This is a genomic window from Planotetraspora phitsanulokensis (assembly GCF_016863295.1).
Lineage (GTDB): Bacteria > Actinomycetota > Actinomycetes > Streptosporangiales > Streptosporangiaceae > Planotetraspora > Planotetraspora phitsanulokensis.
Map to the genome: position 1 here is coordinate 120,881 of NZ_BOOP01000006.1, position 23,081 is coordinate 143,961.

Below are 23,081 nucleotides of genomic sequence, written 5' to 3' on the forward strand. Positions count from 1 at the left end.
TCGCTGCCGATGAAGCAGAACAGACCGGCCGAAGAGAGCTGGCTCAACCCGCTCGGCGAAGACGAGCAGGGGCCGGACGCCAAGGGCCTGTACATCTGGTGCGCCCTCGCCGGCGGCCCCGTGTGGGACATCGCGCACGGCCACGCCCACCCGCTCTGGGCCGCCTGGGCGGTGACGGCGGCCGGCGCCGCGCTCTACATCGTCACCGTCCGGCTCTCCTTCGCGGGCTCGCGGCGGGCGGAGCGGCTCTTCCTGCCGCTGCTCGCCGCGGTCGCGATCGCCGCCGCCTCGGTCTTCCATGGCAACTTCAGCCTCCTGCTCGTCATGACCGCGATCGCCTTGGGGGTGACCGTCAGGGGACGCCGGCTCCCCTTCCTGCTGTCCGCCCTCGCCCTGGCCTCGCTCGGCGTGCAGATCGCCATCGGCTCCGGCGTCCGCGACACGGTGTTCCTGATGTGGGGGCTGTTCACCGCGGGGCTCATCCCGGCGATCATGCTCCGGCTGTGGGAGGCCATCAGGGAACTGCAGGAGACCAGGGAGGAACTTGCCCGCGCCGCCGTCTCCGAGGAGCGGCTGCGCTTCTCCCGGGACCTGCACGACCTGCTCGGGCACACGTTGTCCGTCATGGTGGTGAAGGCGGAGGCCGTACGGCGCCTCGCGCACAGGGACGCGGACGGCGCCGCCCGGCAGGCCGCCGACATCGAGCAGATCGGGCGGGAGGCCCTCACCGAGGTCCGCGCCGCCGTCACCGGATATCGCGGGCGCGGGCTGACCGCCGAACTCGACTCGGCCCGCACGGTGCTCGCCGACGCCGACATCGACGTCACGGTCCGCACCCCCGTCGTACGGCTCTCGCCGGAGACCGACGTCCTGCTCGGCTGGGCCGTACGCGAGGGGGTGACCAACGTCATCCGCCACAGCCGCGCCCGCTCCTGCGAGATCGACCTGCGGGAACCGGGCGGGCTCGTGCTGGAGATCCGTGACGACGGCGCCCCCGCGGCCGGTCCAGGCCACCGCGGAAACGGCCTGGTCGGCCTGGGTGAGCGGGTCGCAGCGGTGGACGGGAGCCTGGACGCCGGGCCGCGGCCCGGCGGCGGCTTCCTGCTCCGCGTGACGCTGCCCGAGCAGGGGGAGAACGTGTGATCAGAGTGCTGCTCGCGGAGGACCAGGGCATGATGCGGGGCGCCCTGGCCCTCCTTCTCGGCCTGGAGGACGACATCGAGGTCGTCGCCCAGGTGGCGTCGGGCGACGACGTCGTGACCGCCGCCCTGGAGACGCTGCCCGACGTGGCACTCCTGGACATCGAGATGCCCGGGCGCAGCGGGCTCGACGCGGCGGCCGCCCTGCGCGAGCGCCTCCCGGCGTGCCGGGTCGTGATCCTCACCACGTTCGGCAGGCCCGGATACCTGCGGCGCGCGATGGAGGCGGGCGCCTACGGCTTCCTCGTCAAGGACGGCCCCGTCGAGGAGCTGGCCACCTCGATCCGGCGTGTGCTCGGCGGCGAGCGGGTCATCGACCCGGCGCTCGCCGCCGCCGCGCTCAGCTCCGGCCCGAGCCCGCTGACCGACCGTGAGCGGGACGTGCTCGCCGCGGCGGCCGACGGCTCGACCATCGCCGACATCGCGCTGCGCCTCCACCTGTCGGAGAGCACGGTCCGCAACTACCTGTCCTCCTCGATCGGCAAGACCGGCACCCGCAACCGGATCGAGGCGGCCAGGACGGCCCGCCACAACGGCTGGCTCTGAGCCGGCGACCCAACCTCACGGCGGGCGTCACCGCAGAGGCGAACCGCGGAAGGCCCACCCCGAAGGCCCACTGCGGAGGGCTCACTGCACGTCGAACTCGTTGCCCTCCGGATCGGCCATGGTCACGTGGTTCGTCCCCGGCTCCTGGACCGTCCACAACACCGTCGCGCCGAGCCGCTTGAGCCGGTCGACCTCGGCGTCGCGCCGGTCGGGCCCCGCATGGACGTCGATGTGCAGCCGGTTCTTGGCGGCCTTCGGCTCCGGGACCGCCTGGAACAGGATCCGCCGGCCGAGGCCCATCCCGCTGTCGGGATCGACCGGGTCCGCGGGATGCCGGACGGCCCGCAGCCCCCTCCACGCCTTCCCGTCCGGCGTCAGCGCGCCGTCCTCGATGACGCCGAGACCGAGGAGCCTCTCGATCAGCACGCTGTTGTCCTCGACCTCGTAGCCGAGGGCCTCCGCCCAGAAGGCGGCCTGCGCATGGGGGTCGGCGCAGTCGACGACGAGCTTCCAGTCAAGAGTCATGCGACCAGTTCTAGTGGCTGCGCGAGCGTGACGCCGCACACCGCGGCAGGCGTGCCGTACCGGTTCCGGTCCCGGCACGCCTGCCCCGGACGCGGGGGCCGGAGCTATGCCGCCACGGGGACGAGCCCGGCGTTGTAGGTGATCTCGGCGACGGCCCGCTGCCCGTCGGCGTTCGGGTGGAAGTAGTCCCAGGCGCTCAGGTGGTTCAGCGTGAAGGGGAAGGAGAAGACCGCGCCGCCGTCGTACCGGCAGGCTGTCCCGTAAAGCACGCACGCCTGGCGGAGCTGCTCGTTGTAGGCCATCACCCGCGCACGCACCCGGTCGCGCCGCGCCGCGTCGGCCTTGGCGAAGGATCCCGCGTTCGCCAGCATCGACGGGCAGATCCTGCCGATCGCCCAGAACGCGCGGGCCCACTTGCTGGTCCTGCCCACCGACCACAGCCGCTTCAGGTCGGGGACGCTGGCCATGAAGACCTGCGCTCCCGTCGGCCGCAGCACCGCGAGCGCCGCGTCGATCCGCTGCCGATAGGTGGCGACCGGCGTCATGGCCGCCTCCGAGTCCTGGCAGGCGTCCTGCGCGCCGATCAGGATCGTGACGTACCCGGCGCCGCTCGCGACCGCCTGACGGGCCTGCGCCAGCAGGTCCGCGCTGGTCGCGCCGGGAACGGCGAAGTTCAGGTTGTGCCCCCTGAGCGCCGGGCTCACCGCCAGCAACCGCAGATAGTGGCTGTTCACTCCCGAATAGTCACCCGCGGCCCATGAGCGTGACGTACACGACACATACCAGCCACAAGCATTGAATCCAGAACTAATAGAGTCCCCCAGCGCGGCCATTACCCTGGGCAGCACCTGCCGCGAGGTCCGCGCGTGGGCGGTGCCGGTCCCCACGAGGACCGACGCGACGACGACCGCTGCGAGCTTCTTGATCATGAACACCTCCGGGAGACCAAAACTAGAGAGCGCGCGGAGGAGCGGTCTGTGACCACAAGGGGAGCTCAGGCTTCCATGACCAAGTTCCTATCGGTGCTTGACACAGCCGCCCCGGCGTTCGGGGGTCGGTGTCGAACGTGTTCAGTTCCTGCGTAAAGTGAGGCAAATGAGTGTCGCGCTGATCCGCCCCCTCACGGTTCGCACGGTCGCCGTAAGCGATCCGGACGATCTGCTCTCGCGCCTTCCCGGCGCGGGGCCGTACGCCTGGGTGAGGCACGGCGAGGGTCTCGTGGGCTGGGGGCAGGCCGCCCGCACCACGGTCCCGCCGGGCGCCGGCCGCTTCCAGTGGGCGCGTGAGTGGCTGTCGTCGCTCTTCGACGACGCGTGGATCGACGACGAGGTGGGGATGCCGGGATCCGGCCCCGTGGCGTTCGGATCGTTCACGTTCGACGCCGGCGCCGAGGGGTCGACCCTGGTGGTTCCCCAGGTGATCCTCGCCCGCTCCGGCGGCCGCGCCTGGCTCACCACGGTCGGCGACCCCGGCGACGACGCCGTCGCGCCCTTAGTCACCCCCCGGGGGATCACGTACGGCGACGGCTCGCTGACCGCCCCCGAGTGGCAGGAGAGGGTCGCCAGAGCCGTGGGGAAGATCAGGGGCGGCTCGCTGGACAAGGTGGTGCTGGCCCGCGACCTCCTGGCCACGGCCGACCGGGAGATCGACACACGCGTGCTGCTGGCCCGGCTCGCCCGGCGTTATCCGGAGTGCTACACCTTCTCCGTCGACGGGCTCGTCGGCGCCACCCCTGAGCTCCTCGTCCGCCACCGGGGACAGTCGATCGAGTCGCTGGTCCTCGCGGGCACCATCGCGCGCGGCTCCTCCCCCGCCGACGACACCGCCCGCGGCGCCGCGCTGCTCGCCTCGGAGAAGGACCGCTACGAGCACGTCTGCGCCGTCGTGTCCGTCAAGGAGGCGCTGGCCCCTCTCTGCGCCGCCCTCGAGGTGCCGGACGAGCCGGAGCTCCTTGTTCTCCCCAACGTGCAGCACCTGGCCAGCCGGGTGACCGGCCGCCTGTCCGACGGCGCCTCGGTGCTCGACGTGGTGGCGGCCATGCACCCCACGGCCGCCGTGGGAGGCACGCCCACCGAGATGGCCCTGAGCGTGATCCGCGAGCTGGAGGGCATGGACCGCGGCCGCTATGCCGGGCCCGTGGGATGGATCGACTCACGCGGCGACGGCGAGTGGGGCATCGCCCTCCGCTGCGCCCAGGTCTCCGGCGACCGGGCCCGCCTGTTCGCCGGCTGCGGCATCATGGGCGGGTCCGACCCCGTCGCCGAGCTCGCCGAGGCGCAGGCGAAGTTCCGCGCCATGCAGTACGCGCTGGAGGGCTGAGCCCCCGCCGTCGATCCACGAAGGCCGGGCGTTCCTCCCTCAGCGGGCCAGGTAGACGAGGCCGCCGAACTCCACCTCCGCGCGCCCGGCGGTGACGGTCGCCAGCCACTCCTCGAAGGCCGGCAGCCCCTCCTGCGCGACGGCGACCTCGAAGGTGACCCCCGCCCCGTAGACCACGCCCCGCAACGCGTACGGCGAGGCCCTGAGGTCGTTTTCCAGCCGCCCCGCGTGGGCGTGGTCGATCGTCACCGTCGCCACGGTCGCCGGGACCATCGCGACACTCTCGGCGCGGTCGAGCGTCTCCCCCACCGCGCCGCCGTACGCCCGGGCGAGACCGCCCGCGCCCAGCAGCACGCCCCCGAAATGACGGGTGACCACGGCGACGACGTCGGCGAAGCCCCGGCGGGCGAGCATCTCCAGCATGGGCGTGCCCGCCGTTCCCCCCGGCTCTCCGTCGTCGTCCGCCTTCCGGATCCGGTCGCCGATGACGTACGCCGTGCAGTTGTGCGTGGCGTCGGCGTGCCGGCGGCGGATCTCGGCGATGAACGCGCGGGCCGCCTCCTCCGTGTCCGCGGGAGCGAGCGCGCAGATGAAGCGCGAACGGCGGACCTCGATCTCGTGCTCGGTGATGTTCTTGATCGTCAGGTACGGCGCGGCCACCGCGTCAGGCTACACACCCCTCGGATCACCCCGCGCGCCCGTCACGCCCCCGGGCCACGGGCCCCTCCCATCGCAGATCGGGCAGGTTCACCACGATGGCCTCCTGCGTGCTCCGCGCGATGACGACGATCGCCTCGTTGTCGGGGTCGGGGTTCTCCTCACGGTGCGGCACGAACGGCGGGACGAAGACGAAGTCGCCCGGCCGCGCGTCGATCCGGGTTTCGCGCGGCTCGTCCCCCTCGAGGTCGAGGAACACGAACGAGGGGGTGCCGCTCACGACGTAGATCGCGGTCTCGGACTCGCCGTGGTGATGGTCGGCCGAGATCGTCGCCGGTGCGACGTGGGTCTGTCCCATCCACAACCGCGAGGAGTGCACGCTGGCTCCGCTGATGGCGGCACGGCGATGCATGCCCGAGGTCTGTGCCGTCTCCGAAGTGAGCGCCGAGGGAGCGATGTGGTGCAGCCGCCGGTGGAACGGGTCTTCCGGAAGCGTCAGGCCGTCCGCCATCGGGATCCTCCTTCTTCGTGTCGCCTGTGTCCCCTGTGCCGTCAATCATGACGTCACGTGCGTGACGGGCCGCCGCGTGCCCCGTCTGGGGCCGCTTCTGCCTGGCCTGAGAGCGGCCCGCACCGCCCCCGCGCCTTTACAAAGTAGATTCACAACGTGGGGATGTCCGCGCAGTTGGCCGCCAGGTATCCGACGACTTTCTCTCCCGTCTTCTTTGTCCGGACATTCCACGCCGATAAGATCGATCCGGCTGAGGAGGAGAACATGAGCGAGCTCCAGATCGACCTCGACCGGTCGAGCCCGGTGCCCCTCTACTTCCAGGTCGCGGAGCAGATCTCCGAAGCCATCAGGCGCGGCGACCTCCCGCCCGGCTCCCGGCTCGACAACGAGGTCCTGCTCGCCGACCGCCTCGGCCTGTCGCGGCCGACGGTCCGCCAGGCCATCCAGTACCTCGTCGACAAGGGCCTGCTCGTCCGCAAGCGGGGCGTCGGCACCCAGGTCGTGCACGGCCAGGTGAAGCGCTCGGTGGAGCTGACGAGCCTCTACGACGACCTCCGCCGAGCCGGCCAGGAGCCCGCCACCACGGTGCTCGCCATCGAGGCCGTGGCCTCCGACGAGGGCATCGCCGAGGTGCTCGGCCTCACCGCCGGAACCGAGGTGCTCAGGATCGAACGTGTCCGCTACGCCTCGGGAGAGCCGCTCGCCCTGCTGCACAACTGGCTGCCCCCGGGGCCCGCCTCCCTCACCGCCGCGGCGCTCGAACAGCGCGGTCTCTACGAGGTGCTGCGGGCGGCCGGCGTGCGGCTGAGGGTCGCCAACCAGAAGATCGGCGCCAAGGCCGCGAGCCCCGCGGAGGCCCGGCTGCTCGGCGAGCGCCGAGGCGCGCCTTTGATCACGATGGTCCGGACGACGTACGACGACCAGGGCAGGGCCGTCGAGCACGGATCACACGTCTACCGCGCCTCGCACTACTCGCTCGAGGTGACGCTGATCGAACGGTGACCCGGCACGAGGTCAGGCGCCGACGGCCTCGGCCGCGGCCTGCTCCTCCTCCGCGGCCACCGACTTGGCCGCCCTGCGCTTGATCCACATCGTGGTCGCGATGCCGAAGACCACCGCGACGCCCAGGCCGGCCCAGGAGAAGTTCTTCATCCACTTGTCGGCCACCACGCCCAGGTAGTAGACGCCCGCCGTGGTGCCCCCGGCCCACACGACGCCGCCCAGGACGTTCGCGATGACGAAACGCCAGTACGGCATGCGCAGCGCCCCGGCGAGCGGGCCGGCGAGGATGCGCAGCAGGGCGACGAACCGGCCGAAGAACACCGCCCACATGCCCCACCGGTGGAAGACCTGCTCCGCCTTGGCGATGTGCGCCGGCCCGAAATGTTTGGGGAAACGCCGGCCGAGCCGGTCGAACAGCGGCTGCCCGCCCTTGCGCCCGATGAAGTAGCCGATGGAGTCCCCCACGATCGCACCCGCGCTGGCGCAGATCCCGACGATCAGCGGATGGACGACGCCCTGGGCCGCCAACAGCGCGGCGCTCACCAGCACGATCTCTCCGGGAAGGGGGATCCCGAGACTCTCGAGCCCGACCACCAAGCTCACGAGCACGTAGACCCAGACGGAGGGAATGGTCTGCAACCACTCGTCGACGACGTGCATGTCACTCCACTTCTGGCCGGGCGAATCAGGTACATCATGCCGAAGCGCCCAGGACGGCGCATCCACCTCGAGTATCAAAGGAGCTCGGCCACGAGGACGAGTTCTAGGTCGTCTCCCGCCGGGCCCGCATCGCCTCCCGTACGGCGTCGCGCATCGCGATGTGGACGGCCGCGTTCTCGGCGCGGTCGGTGCGCACCTCGACCATCCGGAGGCCGTCTCCCTTGATCGCCCTGGGCAGGTCGTCGATGTCCTCCACCAGCGTGTGCGGCACGCCACTGGCCGCCGCGACGTAGCCGAGGTCGACCCCGTGCGGCGTGCCGAAGACCCGCTCGAACGGGCCCTCGAGAGCCGCCTGGGGCAGCAGCGAGAAGATCCCCCCGCCGTCGTTGTTCACGACCACCAGGCACAGGTCGGGCCGCGGCTCACGCGGGCCGAGCACCAGCCCGTTCTGGTCGTGCAGCAACGTCAGGTCGCCGATCAGCGCGTACGCCGGGCCGTTGTGGGCGAGCGCGGCGCCCATCGCCGTGGACACGAGGCCGTCGATCCCCGAGGCCCCCCGGTTGGCCATCAGGCGCAGTCCCCGGCGGGGCCGCATGGTCTGGTCGAGCTCCCTGATCGGCGTCGACGACCCACAGAACAGCAGCGAGCCGTTGGGGAGCAGCCCGGCGAGGTCGCGGGCGAGGCGCGGCTCGGTCAGGCCCGCGGAGCCGAGCACGCCGTCGATCGCCTCCCTCGCCACGTGGTCGGCCTCGCGCCAGGAGCGCAGCCACGAGTCGTCGCCCGCCGCGATGGGGATCTCCACGGCCTGGGCCACCTGCGTGGCCGACCGGGTGGGGTCGGGCCAGCGGGTGAGGTCGCCGGCGACGACGATGTGCTCGTCGGCGCGCCGGAGCCACGACATCAGCGGCCGGGACAGGCCCGGACGCCCGAGGGTCACCACCACGTCGGGACGGTGTGCCCGCGCGAACTCCGGGTCGGACAGCAGGAAGTGATACGCGGAGACGGCGTGGTCGCCGTACCTGCCGCCGCCGTTGGGCTCGGACAGGACCGGCCAGCCGGCCATGCCCGCCGCCGCGACGTAGCGCCGCACGCCGGGTGCGCCGTCGCCCACGACGAGCACTCCCCTGCGGGTCGGCGGGATGTGCAGGGCGGACCCGGGCGGCGCGACCCTGGCCCTGATCCACGCCCCTCCGGCGTCGCCGTCGAGCGACTCGCACCAGGTGGTGTCGCCGTCCGGGATCAGCGGCTCCCTGAACGCCACGTTCAGGTGGACCGGACCCGGGTCCGACGGACCCAGCGCCCGCTGGTAGGCCCGTCCGGCGAGCGACCGCCAGTAGGCCACCTGTCCGGGCCGGTCCTCGGGCACGCCGATCTCGGCGTACCAGCGCACGGCCGAGCCGTACAGCTTGACCTGGTCGATGGTCTGGTTGGCGCCGGTGCCCCGCAACTCGGCCGGTCGGTCGGCGGTCAGCACGAGCAGCGGCACGCCCGACTCGGAGGCCTCGATGACGGCCGGGTGGAAGTTCGCCGCCGCCGTGCCCGACGTGCAGATCACCGCCACCGGCCGCTCCGACCGCTTCGCCAGGCCGAGCGCGAGGAACGCGGCCGACCTCTCATCGATGCGCACGTGGAGCCGGAGACGGGACTCCTCGTGGACGGCCAGCGCGAGCGGCGCCGAGCGCGATCCCGGCGCGAGGACGACGTCGGTCACGCCGCAGCGGACGAGTTCGTCTGCCAGCACGGTGGCGAGCGCGGTGGCGGGGTTCACGGCCGCGGCCCCGCGATCGGCCTGTCGGCTCGGCGTCCCTCCCGGGACGGGTCGGCGGTCCCCATCTACGGGCGGCGGGGGAACTTCGAGAAGTCGGGGGTGCGCTTCTCCTTGAAGGCGTCGCGGCCCTCTTGGGCCTCCTCGCTCATGTAGTACAGGAGCGTGGCGTCACCGGCGAACTGCTGCATGCCCGCGGCGCCGTCGGTCACCGCGTTGAGCGCGCCCTTGAGCATCCGCAGGGCGAGCGGGGACTTCTCCAGCAGTTCGCGCGCCCACTGGACGGTCTCCTCCTCGAGCCGCTCGAGCGGCACGACGGCGTTGACCAGTCCCCACTGCAGGGCGGTCTGCGCGTCGTACTGGCGGCAGAGGTACCAGATCTCGCGGGCCCGCTTGAGCCCGACCGTCTCGGCGAGCAGCCAGGAGCCGTAGCCTCCGTCGAACGAGCCGACCTTGGGACCCGTCTGGCCGAACTTGGCGTTGTCGGCGGCGATCGTCAGGTCGCAGCAGACGTGCAGGACGTGGCCGCCGCCGATCGCGTAGCCCGCCACCATCGCGATGACCGGCTTGGGGCAGCGGCGGATCTGGACCTGGAGGTCGAGGACGTTGAGCCGGCCGATGCCGTGGGTCTTGTCGTCGACGTAGCCGTCGTCACCGCGGATCTTCTGGTCGCCGCCCGAGCAGAACGCCTTGTCGCCGGCGCCGGTGAAGATGATCACACCGACCTCCGGGTCCTCCTGGGCCACGTTGAAGGCGTCCCGGAGTTCGAAGAGGGTCGTCGGGCGGAACGCGTTGTGCCGCTCGGGCCGGTTGATCGTGATCTTCGCGATTCCCTCCACCGTCTCGTAGACGATGTCCTCGTAATCGCCGGACCGCTTCCAGTCGAGCCCGATGGCCACGCTTGCTCCTCAGTCGTCTCATGTCGGCGGCCGTCAGGTGTCGGCCCCCGAACCGGACGCGCCCGTACCCGGACTAACCTTACGGCCGTGCCGACCTCATTTGGACAGCGACCGGTCCACGCCCTGCTCATGCCACCGGGACCCGCCCTGTTCGACGCCGTACGGCACGCTCTGTCGGGGGACGGCCCCGCCGTGTTGCCGCTCTCCCCCGACCTGCCGCGACCCGCGCTGGAGGCGGCCCTCGCCACTTTGCGGCCCACCCACGTCGTCACCCCCGACGGTGTACGGCGGGAGCCCGGCGGCGTGCCCACCGACGCGACTGTGATCATCGCCACATCGGGGTCGACCGGAACGCCGAAAGGCGTCGAGCTGACGGCCTCGGCGCTCACGGCGTCCGCGCGGGCGTCGCTCACCCGGCTGGGCGCGCACGAAGGTGAGCGCTGGTTGTGCTGCCTTCCCCCGGCGCATATCTCGGGGATGCAGGTGCTGATCAGGTCGCTGCTCGGCGGGACCGAGCCGATCATCCATGAGCGCTTCTCCCCCGGCGACGTCGCCGCGAGCGGAGCGGACCACGTGTCCCTCGTGCCGACCCAGCTCAGGCGGCTGCTGGACACGGGCGCCGACGTCTCCGTCTTCCGCACGATCCTCCTCGGCGGGGCGGCCGCTCCCCCCGGCCTGATCGCGGAGGCGACCCGGGCGGGCGCCCGGATCGTCACGACGTACGGCATGAGCGAGACCAGCGGCGGATGCGTGTACGACGGCGTCCCCCTTGACAAAGTAGATCTCGAAATCGGCGGCGACGGCCGCGTCAGGATCGCCGGGCCCGTCCTCTTCTCCGGATACCGCCTGCGCGAGGACGCCCCCTTCGACGGGAGGTGGTTCGTCACGTCCGATCTCGGGGTCGTCGGCGACGGCCGGCTCTCCGTGCTCGGCCGGGCGGACGACGTCATCAACACCGGCGGCCAGAAGGTCGTCGCGGGCGTCGTGGCGGAGGTCCTCGCCGGCCACCCCGGGGTGCGGGACGTCGCCGTCGTCGGCCGGCCCGACCCTGAATGGGGCGAGATCGTCGTGGCGGTCGTCGTCGGCGACGCCACCCTCGAGGATCTACGTTCGTTCACCAGGGAGCGGCTGCCCGCCTACGCCGCCCCGCGGGCCGTGGAGACTGTGGCGGCCATCCCGCTTCTGAGCAACGGCAAACCCGATCTAACCGCCCTCCGGGATCCGTCCCGGCGATAGCCCGCCCGCCGGGGCGAGCCCGCTGCCCGCGTGCCGCCGGGAACAAACTGCGGCCGCCGGCGTTATTGCTACTGGTGCGCGCGCCGTACCGCCGCCACCCACCCGACCACCGCACGTATGAGAACTCCGTAAAGGAGGAGGTGCCTTCATGCCCCGCACTGCCGTGGCGACCGCGCCCGACAGCGAGGTGCCCCCGACGACCCTCGGCCGGCTTCTGGACCAAGGGCGAGAGCAGGGTCACCTTTCCCTGTCGGAACTCCGCGAGGCGTTTGCCCGGTTCGGGGTCAGCCCCACCGAGGGCCGCTCGATCCTCAGCGAGCTCGCCGAGGCAGGCGTGAAGCTGGCCTCGGAGGACGACACCGCCGTGCCTCCCCAGAGCGCAGGAAAGAAGACCCCGGCGCGGAAGACCCGCAGGGCCGCCGCGACCGCCACGACCCGCCGTTCCGCGGCGAAGACGGCCAAGCCCGGTGACGAGCCGGCCGACGACCAGTCCGACGACGAGGACTGGTCCCCCGAGGACGCCGATCACACCGGGACGATGGACCTGGACGACAACTCGTCCGTCATGGGCGACTCGGTGCACACCTACCTGAAGTCGATCGGCCGCCGCACGCTGCTGACCGCCGCGCAGGAGGTCGAGCTGGCCAAGCGCATCGAGGCCGGGCTCTACGCGGAGTACAAGCTCGAGACCGCCCTGGAGAGCGGCGCGAAGCTCGCACCGGGCGTCCGCGAGGATCTCCAGTGGGTCATCGACGACGGCAAGCGCGCCAAGGACCACATGCTGGAGGCCAACCTCCGCCTCGTCGTGTCGGTCGCCAAGAAGTACACCGACCGCGGCATGTCCCTCCTCGACGTCGTCCAGGAGGGGAACCTCGGCCTGATCCGGGCCGTGGAGAAGTTCGACTACACCAAGGGCTACAAGTTCTCCACGTACGCCATGTGGTGGATCAGGCAGGCGATCCAGCGCGGCTTCGCCGACTCCGCGCGGACGATCCGCCTGCCCGTCCACGTGCTGGAGATGTTGTCCAAGCTGTCGCGGGTCGAGCGTGACATGCACCAGCGTCTCGGCCGCGAGCCCACCCCGGAGGAGCTGGCGGTGGAGCTCGACAAGACGCCCGACCAGATCGAGGAGCTGCTCCGCACGAGCAGGCAGCCGATCAGCCTCGACTCCACGATCGGCGAGGACGGCGAGACCCGGATCGGCGACCTGATCGAGGACGTGGACTCCCCCGAGGCGTCCGAGGTCGTCGACCGCCAGCTGCTGGCCGAGCAGCTCAAGGGCGTGCTGGGCAACCTGTCCCCGCGCGAGGCGAAGATCATGAGTCTTCGTTTCGGGCTGACGGACGGCAAGCCGCACACCCTGGACGAGATCGGCAGGCACCTGGGCCTCACCCGGGAGCGGATCCGCCAGCTGGAGAAGGAGTCGCTCTCCAAGCTCCGCCACCCGAGCAACGCCCGCCCGCTGCTCGACTGGGCGAGCTGACCCGCGGGGCTCGCGCCCGACCGGCGCGAGCCCGTCCGGCGTACCCGGACCTCCGCGCCGTCGCCGGCGGGATCGGCGTCAGGCCGGTGCGATGATCGAGAACACCGCTCCGCCGGGGTCGTCGACGACGGCCACCCGTCCCGCCCCGATGTCGAACGGCGGGACGGACACCACGCCGCCCAGCTCCGCGATCTTCGCGCAGGACGCGTCGCAGTCGCCGACGGCGAAGTACGCCATCCAGTGGGCGGGGATCTCCTCCGGCCACGCCTCGTTCATCTCGACCATGCCGGCGACGGCCCTGCCGTCCGTCTCGAGGTCCGTGTAGGTGCTGGAGCCGTCCGCGAACGGCCGCCGGTGTCCGCGCCACCCGAACAGGCGGCCGTAGAACGCGGCGGCCTGATCGGTGTCGCGTACGGCGAGCTCGCTCCAGCAGAGCGTCCCCGGCTCGCCGGTGATCGCGGCGCCGGCGAACCCTCTCGCCTGCCACACCGCCAGGGCGGCTCCCGCCGGATCGGCGAGGAAGGCGCTCCTGCCGTGATCGGAGATCTCCAGCGGCCCCGCGGTGAGGCGCCCTCCGGCCTCGACGGCCAGTTTCGCGGTGAGATCCGCGTCCCGCACCGCCACGAAGGTCGTCCACCAGCGCGGCCCGTCGTCGGCAGTAGGGCCGACGCCGGCCACCGGGGTGCCCCGCAGACGGGCCACGGCGTACTCCCCCCGCCCGGGCACGGCGGCGAAGTCCCACCCGAAGAGTTCCGCGTAGAAGTCCTTCGCCGCGCCCACGTCGGGGCTGCCGAGATCCACCCAGCAGGGAGTCCCGGGCGTGAACGCGACGGTCTCGGACATGGCCGGCCCCTCCACACGTGCGGCGACGGGGCCCACCGTACTCAGGCCGCCGCCGTCGAGGGCCGGTTAGAACAGTCCGGTACGGCTCCCCGGCCTGCGCCTCGGTGCCGCCTACGCCTTACGGGCGACGGCGGAGGCCCGGGGAACCCTCGCGATGCCGGTCAGCCGGTGCTCCTCGCGCAGCGTGCGGAGCCGGTTCACCTCGGCGGTCCACTTCGCCCCGTCGGGGGTGGCCTTGGCCTTGCGCCGCGCGATGCGGTCGTCGTAGGCCTTCTCGCCGAACGTGGTGCGCTGCACCGCCTCGGCCGCGAGGAGCGCCTCGGTCAGGGCGCGGTCGAAGTCGATTCCCGCCGCCCGCAGCTCCTCCGTGGAGACGCCCTCGGCCCGCTTGGCCCGCAGCGTCTGCTCAGCCTCCCTCGCCCTGTCAAGCAGGGCGCCGAAGTCGCCGCCGAGCTCCTGGTCGGCGTGGTAACGGTCCGCCTCGCGGCTCGCCCGCCGACGGAAAATCGCCATCGTCAGCCCCTTCAGATCGAACAAATCATCGCTGCCCGTAGCGTACGCGCTTCTCACGCGGCTTCGCACACCAGGGTGCGCCGCCCTTTACGAAGTAAGGACACCTGTGGCAGCATGATCGACATGCCGGCCAAGAGACCACCCGTCCCGCTGTCCCTGGAACGCATCATCGACGCCGCGCTCCACATCGCCGACGGGCAGGGGCTGCGCAGACTGACCATGCGCAGGCTCGGCGACGCCCTCCAGGTCGAGGCGATGGCCATCTACCACCACCTGCCCCGGGGCAAGGAGGCGCTGATGGACGTGCTGGCCGAGCACGTCACCGCCGTCCAGGTCGCCCCGGAGGGCCTCACCGGCTGGCAGGACCGGGCCCGCGCCTGGGCACGCGCGAGCCGTACGGCGCTGCTGGAGCATCCCGGCGTGCTGTCCCTCGCGCTGACCAAGCCGCCCAAGGGCTCCGCGCTGGTCGCGATCACCGAGCAGGCCGAGCAGCTCCGGGAGGCCGGGCTGAGCGACGCGGGCGAGGCCGTGCGCGCACTGCGCGCCTACGTCTTCGGCAGCGTGGCGGTGGAGGTCCAGCAGTCCGGCTGGGCCGACCCCGACGCGACGGTGCGAGACGCCCGGACCGCGGACGGGGAGCGGGAGTTCGAGCACGGCCTCGACGCCCTGATCGCCGGCCTCACGAGGTGACCCGCAGGTCGGAGCGCCGAAAACCGACTAAATACGCAGAAAGCCCAGCCGACCCAAAGAAATGGTAATCAGTCAGTTACCAGACGGACGGCGTGTCGAGGTTGGACCGTTATCGTCCATGGGGCAACCTTGTGTTACAAGTCACATCAGCGAGGCCAGTCCACTCAGGCCGCACGCGGGCCCCCCACCCGACCGGCGATATCGCCCGAACGGACTATGTCATGCCGATGTGACCGGCCAGCAAACTGGTGAAGTCCACAAATACGTCAACCCCGAAGGCTCGCCCCCCGTACAAAAGAGGGAAGGAAGACATCGGTGACGGCCACCACCGTCCGCCGGTGAACGACCACGAGCGATCGATAACGACACGGAGCCCCGGCGATGTGCCCTCATGACCCGGCCTGTCCCAACGCGGACGCAAAGGACCGAGAAGCCGCCCGCACGATAGCGACGCACCCCGAGCAGGGCTGGAGCCTGCTCTGCAACGGTGTCGTGCTGTTCGAGGACACCGGAGAGCTCCTGCCGGACGGAGGCGTGATCGCTCCGCACCGCCCCACCGACATGGCCGTCAACGCCGCCTGAGCTCCAGCAGCCATCCGGCCACCTCCTCGCCCACGCGGGCGGGATCCCTCTTCAGATCGTGACCCTCTCCCGCCAGGACCACCAGGCGCGTGGCGTCGGCCGCGTCGGGGATGCCGAACGGGTCCCGGTCCCCGTTGACCACCAGTACGTCGGTCCCCGCCCGCCGAAGCTCCTCGGCCCGTGAACGCTCGGGCCGGCCCGGCGGGTGCAGGGGGAACGCCAGCGCGACCACCGCCCGGGCCCCGACAGCCAGTGCCGTACGGCAGGCCACCCGGGCCCCGTTGCTCCGTCCGCCCTGGACGAGCGGCAACCCCGGGTGACTCTCCCGCAGGCCCGCCACGATGCTGATCCACGCCTCGTCCTGCTTGGGCGCGGAGCCCGGCGCCCGCGCGCCCCGGAGCCGGAACGGCTGAACCACCCGGGCCACGGTCCCCCCGATGCCCAGCACGGCGTCCCGGACGGCGAGCAGGTCGGGCGCGTCCACTCCCCCGGCCGAGCCGTGGGTCAGCACGAGCAGCAGCCGCGGGTCGGCGGCCTCGTCGATCTCGACCCGTGCCGGGCCGTGCGGTGTGGCGACGTCCATGCAGGCGACCGTACCGGCTCCGACTTCCGCAGGATCAGGGACCCGCCCGAGGGAGGATGGCGGGAGGCTCGCATTGCGGCCACAATGTGATCGTGGCCGACAATCCCTTGCAGCAGCCCACGACGACGTCCAACACCACCCGGCAGGATCTGCACGCCATCATCGCGACGCGCCGAGAGCTGGGGCCGGACTACGAGGACGCCCTGGTCGACTCGTTCCTCGACAAACTCGACGTCGAGATCGCCGCACGCGTCCGGTCGGAGGTGGCCAGGCAGACCGCCGGAATCGGCAAGGACAACCACCGCGGCAAGGACGCCAGCGTCCCCGTGGCTCTCGGATCACTCGGCATCGGCATCCCCCTGACCGCCATCGCGGCGGACAACGCGGGAGGCCCCGGCCTGTTCCTCACCTGGGTCGGAATCGTCTTCGTCAACGTCGCCTACGCGCTCAGCCGCCGGTCGCATCGCTGACGACGTCACCCATCACGGGCCGGACGTCGCGGTTGAGCCGCAGCCGCACCTGGTCGGCGACCATCTGGTCGGGGTGGTCGAGACCGTAACGCCAGACCGTCTCGGCGTCGGCGTCGCGGCCCCGCAGCGGCAGCGTGCGGGCCAGCAGTTCGATGGCGAGTGCGCCCGTCTCGGCCTCGCCGTCCTCCCAGCGGCCCTCCTCGACCGCCCCGGCGAACTGCCCGCAGGCCATCTCCAGGTGCGCGATGCCGAGCAGCACCCGCAGGCGCGCCACATCGGTCACGGCGGTGACGGACAGCGCCTCGAGCAGGACGTCGGCCGCCTGTTCCGGCTCACCGTCCGCCAGCAGCTCCGCCGCCATGCGCTCGGCGACGACCGACAGACCCTGGGCCGCGTCGGCCTGATCGGGCCCGTCGGCGTCCGAGGCGAGCTCCGCGAAGATCGCCGCCGCGGACTCGAGATCGCCGGTCTCGGCTAGCCGGCGGGCCTGCTCGATCGGCCGCCCGGGGTCGATGGCCGTCATCAGGGGGCCTCACAGGGATGAGGAGGGGTGGGGAACGATCAGCAAGATCTTAACGACCTGTGCCTCGGCGCGGGAGGGACATGCGCAACTGGTCCGCCACCCTGCCGTTTCCCCGCCCCTCCTTCCCGCGGTTCAGTCCTCGTACGCCTCGAGCGGGGGGCACGAGCAGACCAGGTTGCGGTCGCCGTACGCCTGGTCGATCCGGCGGACCGGCGACCAGTACTTGTTCTCACGCAGCGAGGCCACCGGGTAGGCGGCCACGGCCCTGTCGTACGGGTGCGACCACTCGCCGGTGACGAGCGAGTCCGCCGTGTGGGGCGCGTTGCGCAGCGGGTTGTCGACCTTGTCGAACTCCCCGGAGGCGACGCGGGCGATCTCGCCGCGGATCGCGATCATCGCGTCGACGAACCGGTCGAGCTCGGCGAGGTCCTCGCTCTCCGTCGGCTCGATCATCAGGGTGCCCGCCACCGGGAAGGACATGGTCGGCGCGTGGAAGCCGTAGTCGACCAGGCGCTTGGCCACGTCGTCCACGGTGACCCCGGTCTCCTTGGTGATCTGCCGCAGGTCGACGATGCACTCGTGCGCCACCAGGCCGTCGCGCCCGGTGTAGAGGACCGGGTAGTGCGGCGCGAGCCGCCTGGCCAGGTAGTTGGCCGACAGGATCGCCTGCTCCGTGGCCTGCCTGAGCCCGTCGCCGCCCATCATCCGGACGTACGCCCAGGAGATCGGCAGGATGCCCGCCGAGCCGTACGGCGCGGCCGAGACGTGCGCGGGCAGGTGGTCCGCGAGGTGGGCCTTGACCGCCACGGGGCCGACGCCGGGGCCTCCGCCGCCGTGCGGGATGCAGAAGGTCTTGTGCAGGTTGAGGTGGGAGACGTCCGAGCCGAACTCGCCGAGCTTGGCCAGGCCGACCAGCGCATTGAGGTTCGCGCCGTCGACGTAGACCTGCCCGCCGGCCGCGTGGACCCGCTCGCAGATCTCGACGATGGTCTCCTCGTACACCCCGTGGGTCGAGGGGTACGTCACCATGATCGCGGCCAGCGCGTCACGGTGCTTGTCGATCTTGGCGGAGAGGTCGTCCAGGTCGACGTTGCCGTCGTCGTCGCACGCCACCACGACGACCCGCATGCCGGCCATGACGGCGCTGGCGGCGTTGGTGCCGTGGGCGGACGACGGGATGAGGCAGACGTTCCTGCCGACGTCCCCGCGGGAGCGGTGGTAGGACCGGATCGCCAGCAGCCCGGCGAACTCGCCCTGCGAGCCGGCGTTCGGCTGGATCGACACCCGGGCGTAGCCGGTGATCTCCGCGAGCCAGCCCTCGAGGTTCCCGATCAGCTCCAGGTATCCCTCGGCCTGCGCGTCCGGCGTGAAGGGGTGGATGCCGGCGAACTCCGGCCAGGTGATCGGCTCCATCTCGGTGGTCGCGTTGAGCTTCATCGTGCAGGAGCCCAGCGGGATCATCGAACGGTCGAGCGCGATGTCCTTGTCCTGGAGCCTGCGCAGGTAGCGCAGCATCGCGGTCTCCGACCGGTAGGAGTGGAAGACCGGGTGGGTCATGAACTCGGAGGTCCTGACCAGGTCGCCCGGCAGGGCGTCAGCCGTCGCCCGGTCGAGGTCGTCCACGACGACGCCCGCGCAGCCGAAGGCCTTCCACACCACGGCCAGGTGATCCGTGGTCGTCTTCTCGTCGCACGCGACGGCGACGTGGTCGCCGTCCACCCGGCGGAGGTTGATCCCCCCGGAGGCCGCGGCCGCGACGACCTCGTCGGCCCGGCCCGGCACCTTCGCCAGCACGGTGTCGAAGAACTCGTCGTGCACCACCTCGACGCCGTTGTCCCGCAGGCCGGCGGCGAGGACGGCCGCGTGCCGGTGGGCGCGCTGCGCGATCCGCCTCAGCCCGTCCGGGCCGTGGTAGACCGCGTACATCGAGGCCATGACGGCGAGCAGGACCTGGGCGGTGCAGATGTTGCTCGTCGCCTTCTCGCGGCGGATGTGCTGCTCACGGGTCTGCAGGGCCAGCCGGTACGCGGGCCGGCCGTCGGCGTCCACGGACACGCCCACGAGGCGGCCGGGCATCTGTCGCTGCAGCCCCTCGCGGACGGACATGTAGGCGGCGTGCGGGCCGCCGAAGCCGAACGGGACGCCGAACCGCTGGGTGGAGCCCACGGCGATGTCGGCGCCCAGCTCGCCCGGCGACGCCAGCAGGGTCAGGGCGAGCAGGTCGGCGGCGGCGACCACCTCGGCCCCCTGCGCGTGGGCCCGCTCGGCCAGCTCGCGGAACCCGGCGACGCGGCCGGTCGCGCCCGGGTACTGCACGAGCACCCCGAAACACTCGGGCAGGTCGCCCGTGAGGTCCGACTCGACGAGCGTGATCCCGAGCGGCTCGGCGCGGGTCGCGAGCACGGCCTTCGTCTGGGGCAGCGCCTCGGCGTCCACCACGAACACGTCGGCCTTGACCTTGCTCGCCCGGCGGGACAGCGTCATGGCCTCGGCGGCGGCCGTGGCCTCGTCGAGCAGGGAGGCGCCCGCGACGTCGAGGCCGGTCAGGTCGGTCACCACGGTCTGGAAGTTGAGGAGTGCCTCGAGCCGCCCCTGCGAGATCTCCGGCTGGTACGGGGTGTACGCGGTGTACCAGCCCGGGTTCTCCAGCACGTTGCGGAGGATGACACCCGGAGTGATCGTGTCGTAGTAGCCCAGGCCGATCATCGAGGTGAGCACCTGGTTCCTGCCGGCGAGGGCGCGCAGTTCGGCGAGGGCCTCCTGCTCGTTCACGGCCTCGGGCAGGGCCATCGTGGAGGTCGTCCGGATGGCCCCCGGGACGGCCATCGCCACCAGGTCGGCCACGGACTCGTATCCGACGGCCTGCAGCATCCGCGCCTGTTCGGCGTCGGACGGGCCGATGTGACGGGTCGCGAAGGGCGGGGCGGAAAGGTCGCGGAGCGGTGACCGATCGGTCATGACAGGGGCCTCCTGGGCGGTTCGAGACCAGCGCGCGCCGTGTCTTCTGGCACGGCCCGTCGTCTTGCGGTCTCCCCCTCTGTCATCGGACCTGAGAGCTTCACCGGGCGATGATCGTGCCCGGCTTTCCCCTTCGGTGAGGCCCCACCTGGCGGGTGCGCCTGCTTTTCAGAGTCGCCTCGTCCGTGCGGTACCGCTTGCCTGAGAGATTCCGGGGAGGTTGCTCCTTCGGCGCCCCTGGTGAGAGGGGACTCTCCCGCACGAGGTCATCAGCGAGACCAACTCTACCGGCTACCGGAATGGGCGGTGACGCCCCTGTGGCCCGGGTTCCCGGACCCGCGCGTCAGCCGGTCTTGCGGGCCTTCCTGCGGCGGGCCAGCTCGTCCGCCGGATGATCGCCCTCCGCATCGGAGGCGCTCTCGGCACGCTCACCCGGCAGCTCGGCGAGCGATCCCTCCACCTCGCGCCAGACCCGGCCCAGCGCGATGCCGAAGACGCCCTGACCTCCCTGGAGCAGGTCGATCACCTCGTCGGCCGAGGTGCACTCGTAGACGCTGACGCCGTCGCTCATGAGCGTGATCTGGGCCAGGTCGCGCACCCCGCGATCACGCAGGTGCTGCACGGCCGTGCGGATCTGCTGGAGGGAGACGCCGGTGTCGAGCAGCCGCTTGACCACCTTCAGGACGAGGATGTCGCGGAAGCTGTACAGGCGCTGGGACCCGGAGCCCTGAGCGGCTCTTATCGTGGGCAGCACCAGCTCGGTGCGGGCCCAGTAGTCCAACTGACGGTAGGTGATGCCGGCCGCCGCGCAGGCCGTGGGACCGCGGTAACCGACGTCCTCGGGCAGAGCCGCCGGCTGCTCGTCGAACAGCAGACCCTGCTCGCCGGCACGCTCACGTGCCGCCTGCCGGACCGGATCATGTTGCCCGGCCGACTTACCCTCGCCGCTGCTGACCGCCACTGCGGACCTCCGGCTTTCTCTCATCCCACGGTCTGATCTGGGGGTTCGTGAATTACAACCGTGGTTTCCCTTGCACCGTAGGACCGGGGCCATCCTCAGTCAACGACCCCGTCCGGCGCGTCGTGAAGCGCAATATCCCGAAATCAACCCGCACGGCCGAAGTCTTCCGGGGTGATGTTGTCCAGGAACTGGCGGAACTTCTCCACCTCGTCCTCTTGGTCGTCCGGCATGCTGACGCCCGCCTCTTGGACCACGTCCTCGCTCGCGTAGATCGTCGCCCCGGTCCGCAGGGCCAGCGCGATCGAGTCCGACGGCCGGGCGCTCACCTCTACGCCGTTGGAGAACACCAGGTCGGCGAAGAAGATCCCGTCACGGAGAGCGACGATGTTGACGGTGCGCAGCCGCACCCCCAGCGCCTCCAGCACGTCCCTGAACAGGTCATGGGTCAGCGGCCGGGGCGGCGGTTCCTCCGCCTGCGCCAGCGCGATGGCGGTCGCCTCGGTCATGCCAATCCAGATCGGCAGATACCGATCACCGCTCGCCTCCTTCAGGAGAACGATCGGCTGGTTGGAGGGCATCTCAACGCGTACCCCCACGACCTCCATCTGCAACACGGGCGACTCCGTCTCAAAGCGTCGCGGCATATCACCAGGCATTCAACGTAACACCGCGACGGAGCGAATGAGCCGGTCACCGTCCCAGAACGCCGCGAACACTGCCACGAAGTAATGCACTGTGCAATTTCTGGAGAAGTCCGGAGATCTCCCGGCCCGTCTCTCCCGCCTGGTCGATCGCCCCCGGCGCGCGGCGCCGCAGCAGCGGCGCGACGGCCTGCTCCACGAGGCCGGCCTCCCGCTCCACGACCGCCTTGACGGCCCGCAGATGCCGGGGATGCAGGCCGAAACGCGCCAGCTCGGCGACGTTCCTGGCCACATCCAGGGCGTCCGCGTCATAGCGCCGTGCGACCGGCACGACCAGCCCGAAGCTCTCCATCTCGGCGAGCGTGTCCTCGTCGATGCCGGCGGCCTCGAGCAGTTCCTCCCTGCTCAACCGTACGGCCGGGACCTCGGAGGACACGTCGCGGGGACGGGTGGCCTGCTCGTCCAGGTGATCCTTGATCACGCGCAGCGGAAGATAGTGGTCACGCTGCGCGGTCAGGATGTAACGAAGGCGCTCCACGTCGTTGTGCGTGAACTTGCGGTAGCCCGAGGGGCTCCGCTGGGGCTCGATGAGCCCCTCGCCTTCCAAGAACCGGATCTTGGAGATCGTGACGTCGGGGAATTCGCCCTGCAGCTGGGCGAGCACCTCCCCGATGCTCATGAACGCCCTTACGGCCTGCGCGCTCATGACTCCACCTCCTCACCGATCACGGTCCTCCAGGGCCACGTGTGAGGAACACCAGCCGGAACTTCCCGATCTGCACCTCGTCGCCTCCGGCGAGCGGGAACTCCTCGATCCGCTCACGGTTGACATAGGTGCCGTTCAGGCTTCCGACATCACGCACGGTGAACTGCCCACCACGCCGGTAGAACTCCACGTGCCTCCTGGACACGGTCACATCGTCCAGGAAGATGTCGCTTTCCGGGTGGCGACCCGCCGTAGTGAGGTCACTGTCGAGCAGAAAACGGCTGCCGGCGTTCGGCCCGCGCATCACGACCAGCAGCGCGGTCCCCGGTGGCAGCTGCTCGAGAGCCGCCCTGTCCGGCAGCAGCGTCTGCCCGAGCTCCGCCTCGATCGCGTCAAGCGAGATCGTCGAGGTGGTGTCGGGTGCGACGGGCGCCGGAGCGCTCAGCGGCGAACCGCATCGTGAACAGAAACGGGCATCCTCGGGGTTGGCATGACCGCACTGCGTGCAGTAGACGCTGGGCATCGATCGGCTCGGCCTCTCTCACGACTTGCTCAGACTGCGAATGCCGCAACTTACGCTGATCAGGGACAAAGGTCAAGAAGCGTCGCTGGGCGTGGACTGCCCAACGCTACAGCCCCCAGCCGTCCATGGTCCATCCCGCCACACGCGTGCTTGATTGCCTCGCCTCCGGCTCGGCATGCTCGGGGCGCCCTGCTTACCGGCCTCGCCTCCGGCGAGGCGGGTGCTGCGCCTGATTGCCGCGCCTCCGGCGCGGCGGGCTCGGGGCGCCCTGCTTACCGGCCTCGCC

25 protein-coding genes and 1 riboswitch are annotated in these 23,081 nt (G+C 71.3%); of the genes, 9 read left to right on the forward strand and 16 right to left on the reverse strand.

Annotated elements, in window-relative coordinates; genetic code table 11:
- The first annotated feature begins 9 nt into the window (after positions 1–9).
- Positions 10–1,143, forward strand: a complete 1,134-nt coding sequence (locus tag Pph01_RS08925) for a sensor histidine kinase (RefSeq protein WP_204072523.1) — start codon at positions 10–12, stop codon at positions 1,141–1,143.
- Positions 1,140–1,745 (forward strand): response regulator transcription factor, encoded by a 606-nt coding sequence (locus Pph01_RS08930; protein ID WP_204072524.1) that lies wholly within the window; start codon positions 1,140–1,142, stop codon positions 1,743–1,745. Before Pph01_RS08925 ends, Pph01_RS08930 begins: the two co-directional genes overlap by 4 nt.
- 81 nt (positions 1,746–1,826) lie before the next feature.
- On the opposite strand, the gene Pph01_RS08935 is transcribed toward Pph01_RS08930, so the two are convergent.
- Positions 1,827–2,270 carry a VOC family protein gene (locus tag Pph01_RS08935; protein ID WP_204072525.1) on the reverse strand — a complete coding sequence of 148 codons (444 nt, stop codon included), beginning with the start codon at positions 2,268–2,270 and terminating at the stop codon, positions 1,827–1,829.
- Positions 2,271–2,374: 104 nt separating this feature from the next.
- Complete coding sequence (locus tag Pph01_RS08940; RefSeq protein WP_204072526.1) at positions 2,375–3,199, reverse strand: SGNH/GDSL hydrolase family protein; 825 nt, start codon at positions 3,197–3,199, stop codon at positions 2,375–2,377.
- A gap of 166 nt (positions 3,200–3,365) precedes the next feature.
- On the opposite strand from Pph01_RS08940, the gene Pph01_RS08945 reads away from it, so the two are divergent.
- Positions 3,366–4,589 (forward strand): isochorismate synthase, encoded by a 1,224-nt coding sequence (locus Pph01_RS08945; protein ID WP_204072527.1) that lies wholly within the window; start codon positions 3,366–3,368, stop codon positions 4,587–4,589.
- Between the two features lie 39 nt (positions 4,590–4,628).
- Here the strand turns inward: Pph01_RS08945 and Pph01_RS08950 are convergent, their stop codons facing one another.
- Together Pph01_RS08950 and Pph01_RS08955 are read right to left on the reverse strand one after the other, a co-directional pair.
- Positions 4,629–5,249: a YigZ family protein gene (locus Pph01_RS08950; RefSeq protein ID WP_204072528.1), complete on the reverse strand. Its 621-nt coding sequence runs from the start codon at positions 5,247–5,249 to the stop codon at positions 4,629–4,631.
- A 25-nt stretch (positions 5,250–5,274) separates the two neighbouring features.
- On the reverse strand, positions 5,275–5,757 hold the full coding sequence (locus tag Pph01_RS08955; protein WP_204072529.1) for a cupin domain-containing protein: 483 nt from the start codon (positions 5,755–5,757) through the stop codon (positions 5,275–5,277).
- A 264-nt stretch (positions 5,758–6,021) separates the two neighbouring features.
- Between Pph01_RS08955 and Pph01_RS08960 the strand changes: the two genes are divergently transcribed.
- Positions 6,022–6,759 (forward strand): GntR family transcriptional regulator, encoded by a 738-nt coding sequence (locus tag Pph01_RS08960; RefSeq protein ID WP_204072530.1) that lies wholly within the window; start codon positions 6,022–6,024, stop codon positions 6,757–6,759.
- A gap of 12 nt (positions 6,760–6,771) precedes the next feature.
- Here the strand turns inward: Pph01_RS08960 and Pph01_RS08965 are convergent, their stop codons facing one another.
- The 3 genes from Pph01_RS08965 to menB form a co-directional block, all read right to left on the reverse strand.
- Positions 6,772–7,419 carry a DedA family protein gene (locus tag Pph01_RS08965; RefSeq protein ID WP_204072531.1) on the reverse strand — a complete coding sequence of 216 codons (648 nt, stop codon included), beginning with the start codon at positions 7,417–7,419 and terminating at the stop codon, positions 6,772–6,774.
- 103 nt (positions 7,420–7,522) lie between these two features.
- Positions 7,523–9,187 carry a 2-succinyl-5-enolpyruvyl-6-hydroxy-3-cyclohexene-1-carboxylic-acid synthase gene (gene menD / locus Pph01_RS08970; protein WP_204072532.1) on the reverse strand — a complete coding sequence of 555 codons (1,665 nt, stop codon included), beginning with the start codon at positions 9,185–9,187 and terminating at the stop codon, positions 7,523–7,525.
- Positions 9,188–9,252: 65 nt separating this feature from the next.
- On the reverse strand, positions 9,253–10,083 hold the full coding sequence (gene menB / locus Pph01_RS08975; RefSeq protein ID WP_203883943.1) for a 1,4-dihydroxy-2-naphthoyl-CoA synthase: 831 nt from the start codon (positions 10,081–10,083) through the stop codon (positions 9,253–9,255).
- A 129-nt stretch (positions 10,084–10,212) separates the two neighbouring features.
- On the opposite strand from menB, the gene Pph01_RS08980 reads away from it, so the two are divergent.
- Positions 10,213–11,319, forward strand: coding sequence for an AMP-binding protein (locus tag Pph01_RS08980; RefSeq protein WP_204072555.1), 1,107 nt, complete (start codon positions 10,213–10,215; stop codon positions 11,317–11,319).
- Between the two features lie 148 nt (positions 11,320–11,467).
- Positions 11,468–12,802: an RNA polymerase sigma factor gene (locus tag Pph01_RS08985; protein WP_204072533.1), complete on the forward strand. Its 1,335-nt coding sequence runs from the start codon at positions 11,468–11,470 to the stop codon at positions 12,800–12,802.
- 78 nt (positions 12,803–12,880) lie between these two features.
- On the opposite strand, the gene Pph01_RS08990 is transcribed toward Pph01_RS08985, so the two are convergent.
- Both Pph01_RS08990 and Pph01_RS08995 read right to left on the reverse strand, forming a co-directional pair.
- On the reverse strand, positions 12,881–13,645 hold the full coding sequence (locus tag Pph01_RS08990; RefSeq protein WP_204072534.1) for a VOC family protein: 765 nt from the start codon (positions 13,643–13,645) through the stop codon (positions 12,881–12,883).
- 111 nt (positions 13,646–13,756) lie between these two features.
- On the reverse strand, positions 13,757–14,158 hold the full coding sequence (locus Pph01_RS08995) for a hypothetical protein (RefSeq protein ID WP_204072535.1): 402 nt from the start codon (positions 14,156–14,158) through the stop codon (positions 13,757–13,759).
- Positions 14,159–14,281: 123 nt separating this feature from the next.
- Here Pph01_RS08995 and Pph01_RS09000 point away from each other — a divergent pair, with 123 nt between their 5' ends.
- Positions 14,282–14,848 carry a TetR/AcrR family transcriptional regulator C-terminal domain-containing protein gene (locus tag Pph01_RS09000; protein WP_204072536.1) on the forward strand — a complete coding sequence of 189 codons (567 nt, stop codon included), beginning with the start codon at positions 14,282–14,284 and terminating at the stop codon, positions 14,846–14,848.
- A gap of 381 nt (positions 14,849–15,229) precedes the next feature.
- A complete protein-coding gene (locus Pph01_RS09005; protein WP_204072537.1) occupies positions 15,230–15,430 on the forward strand; it encodes a DUF5999 family protein in 201 nt (66 codons plus the stop codon).
- On the opposite strand, the gene Pph01_RS09010 is transcribed toward Pph01_RS09005, so the two are convergent.
- The gene (locus Pph01_RS09010) at positions 15,417–16,013 is read right to left on the reverse strand and encodes an alpha/beta hydrolase family protein (protein WP_204072538.1); all 597 of its coding nucleotides are present in this window, start codon (positions 16,011–16,013) and stop codon (positions 15,417–15,419) included. The genes Pph01_RS09005 and Pph01_RS09010 overlap by 14 nt on opposite strands.
- A 92-nt stretch (positions 16,014–16,105) precedes the next feature.
- Here Pph01_RS09010 and Pph01_RS09015 point away from each other — a divergent pair, with 92 nt between their 5' ends.
- Entirely contained in the window at positions 16,106–16,483 is a 378-nt protein-coding gene (locus Pph01_RS09015) for a hypothetical protein (RefSeq protein WP_204072539.1), read from the forward strand.
- On the opposite strand, the gene Pph01_RS09020 is transcribed toward Pph01_RS09015, so the two are convergent.
- The 6 genes from Pph01_RS09020 to Pph01_RS09045 all read right to left on the reverse strand — a co-directional run bounded on the left by Pph01_RS09020 (position 16,461) and on the right by Pph01_RS09045 (position 22,795).
- Positions 16,461–17,006 carry a hypothetical protein gene (locus tag Pph01_RS09020; protein ID WP_204072540.1) on the reverse strand — a complete coding sequence of 182 codons (546 nt, stop codon included), beginning with the start codon at positions 17,004–17,006 and terminating at the stop codon, positions 16,461–16,463. The genes Pph01_RS09015 and Pph01_RS09020 overlap by 23 nt on opposite strands.
- Before the next feature lie 132 nt (positions 17,007–17,138).
- A complete protein-coding gene (gene gcvP, locus Pph01_RS09025; protein WP_204072541.1) occupies positions 17,139–19,964 on the reverse strand; it encodes an aminomethyl-transferring glycine dehydrogenase in 2,826 nt (941 codons plus the stop codon).
- Between the two features lie 178 nt (positions 19,965–20,142).
- Positions 20,143–20,233, reverse strand: a riboswitch (glycine riboswitch).
- Between the two features lie 74 nt (positions 20,234–20,307).
- Complete coding sequence (locus tag Pph01_RS09030; RefSeq protein WP_203883933.1) at positions 20,308–20,925, reverse strand: MerR family transcriptional regulator; 618 nt, start codon at positions 20,923–20,925, stop codon at positions 20,308–20,310.
- A 143-nt stretch (positions 20,926–21,068) separates the two neighbouring features.
- Entirely contained in the window at positions 21,069–21,539 is a 471-nt protein-coding gene (locus tag Pph01_RS09035; protein WP_204072542.1) for a bifunctional nuclease family protein, read from the reverse strand.
- 76 nt (positions 21,540–21,615) lie between these two features.
- Entirely contained in the window at positions 21,616–22,272 is a 657-nt protein-coding gene (gene ftsR, locus Pph01_RS09040) for a transcriptional regulator FtsR (RefSeq protein WP_204072543.1), read from the reverse strand.
- 19 nt (positions 22,273–22,291) lie between these two features.
- On the reverse strand, positions 22,292–22,795 hold the full coding sequence (locus tag Pph01_RS09045) for an FHA domain-containing protein (protein WP_203883930.1): 504 nt from the start codon (positions 22,793–22,795) through the stop codon (positions 22,292–22,294).
- Between the last annotated feature and the right edge of the window lie 286 nt (positions 22,796–23,081).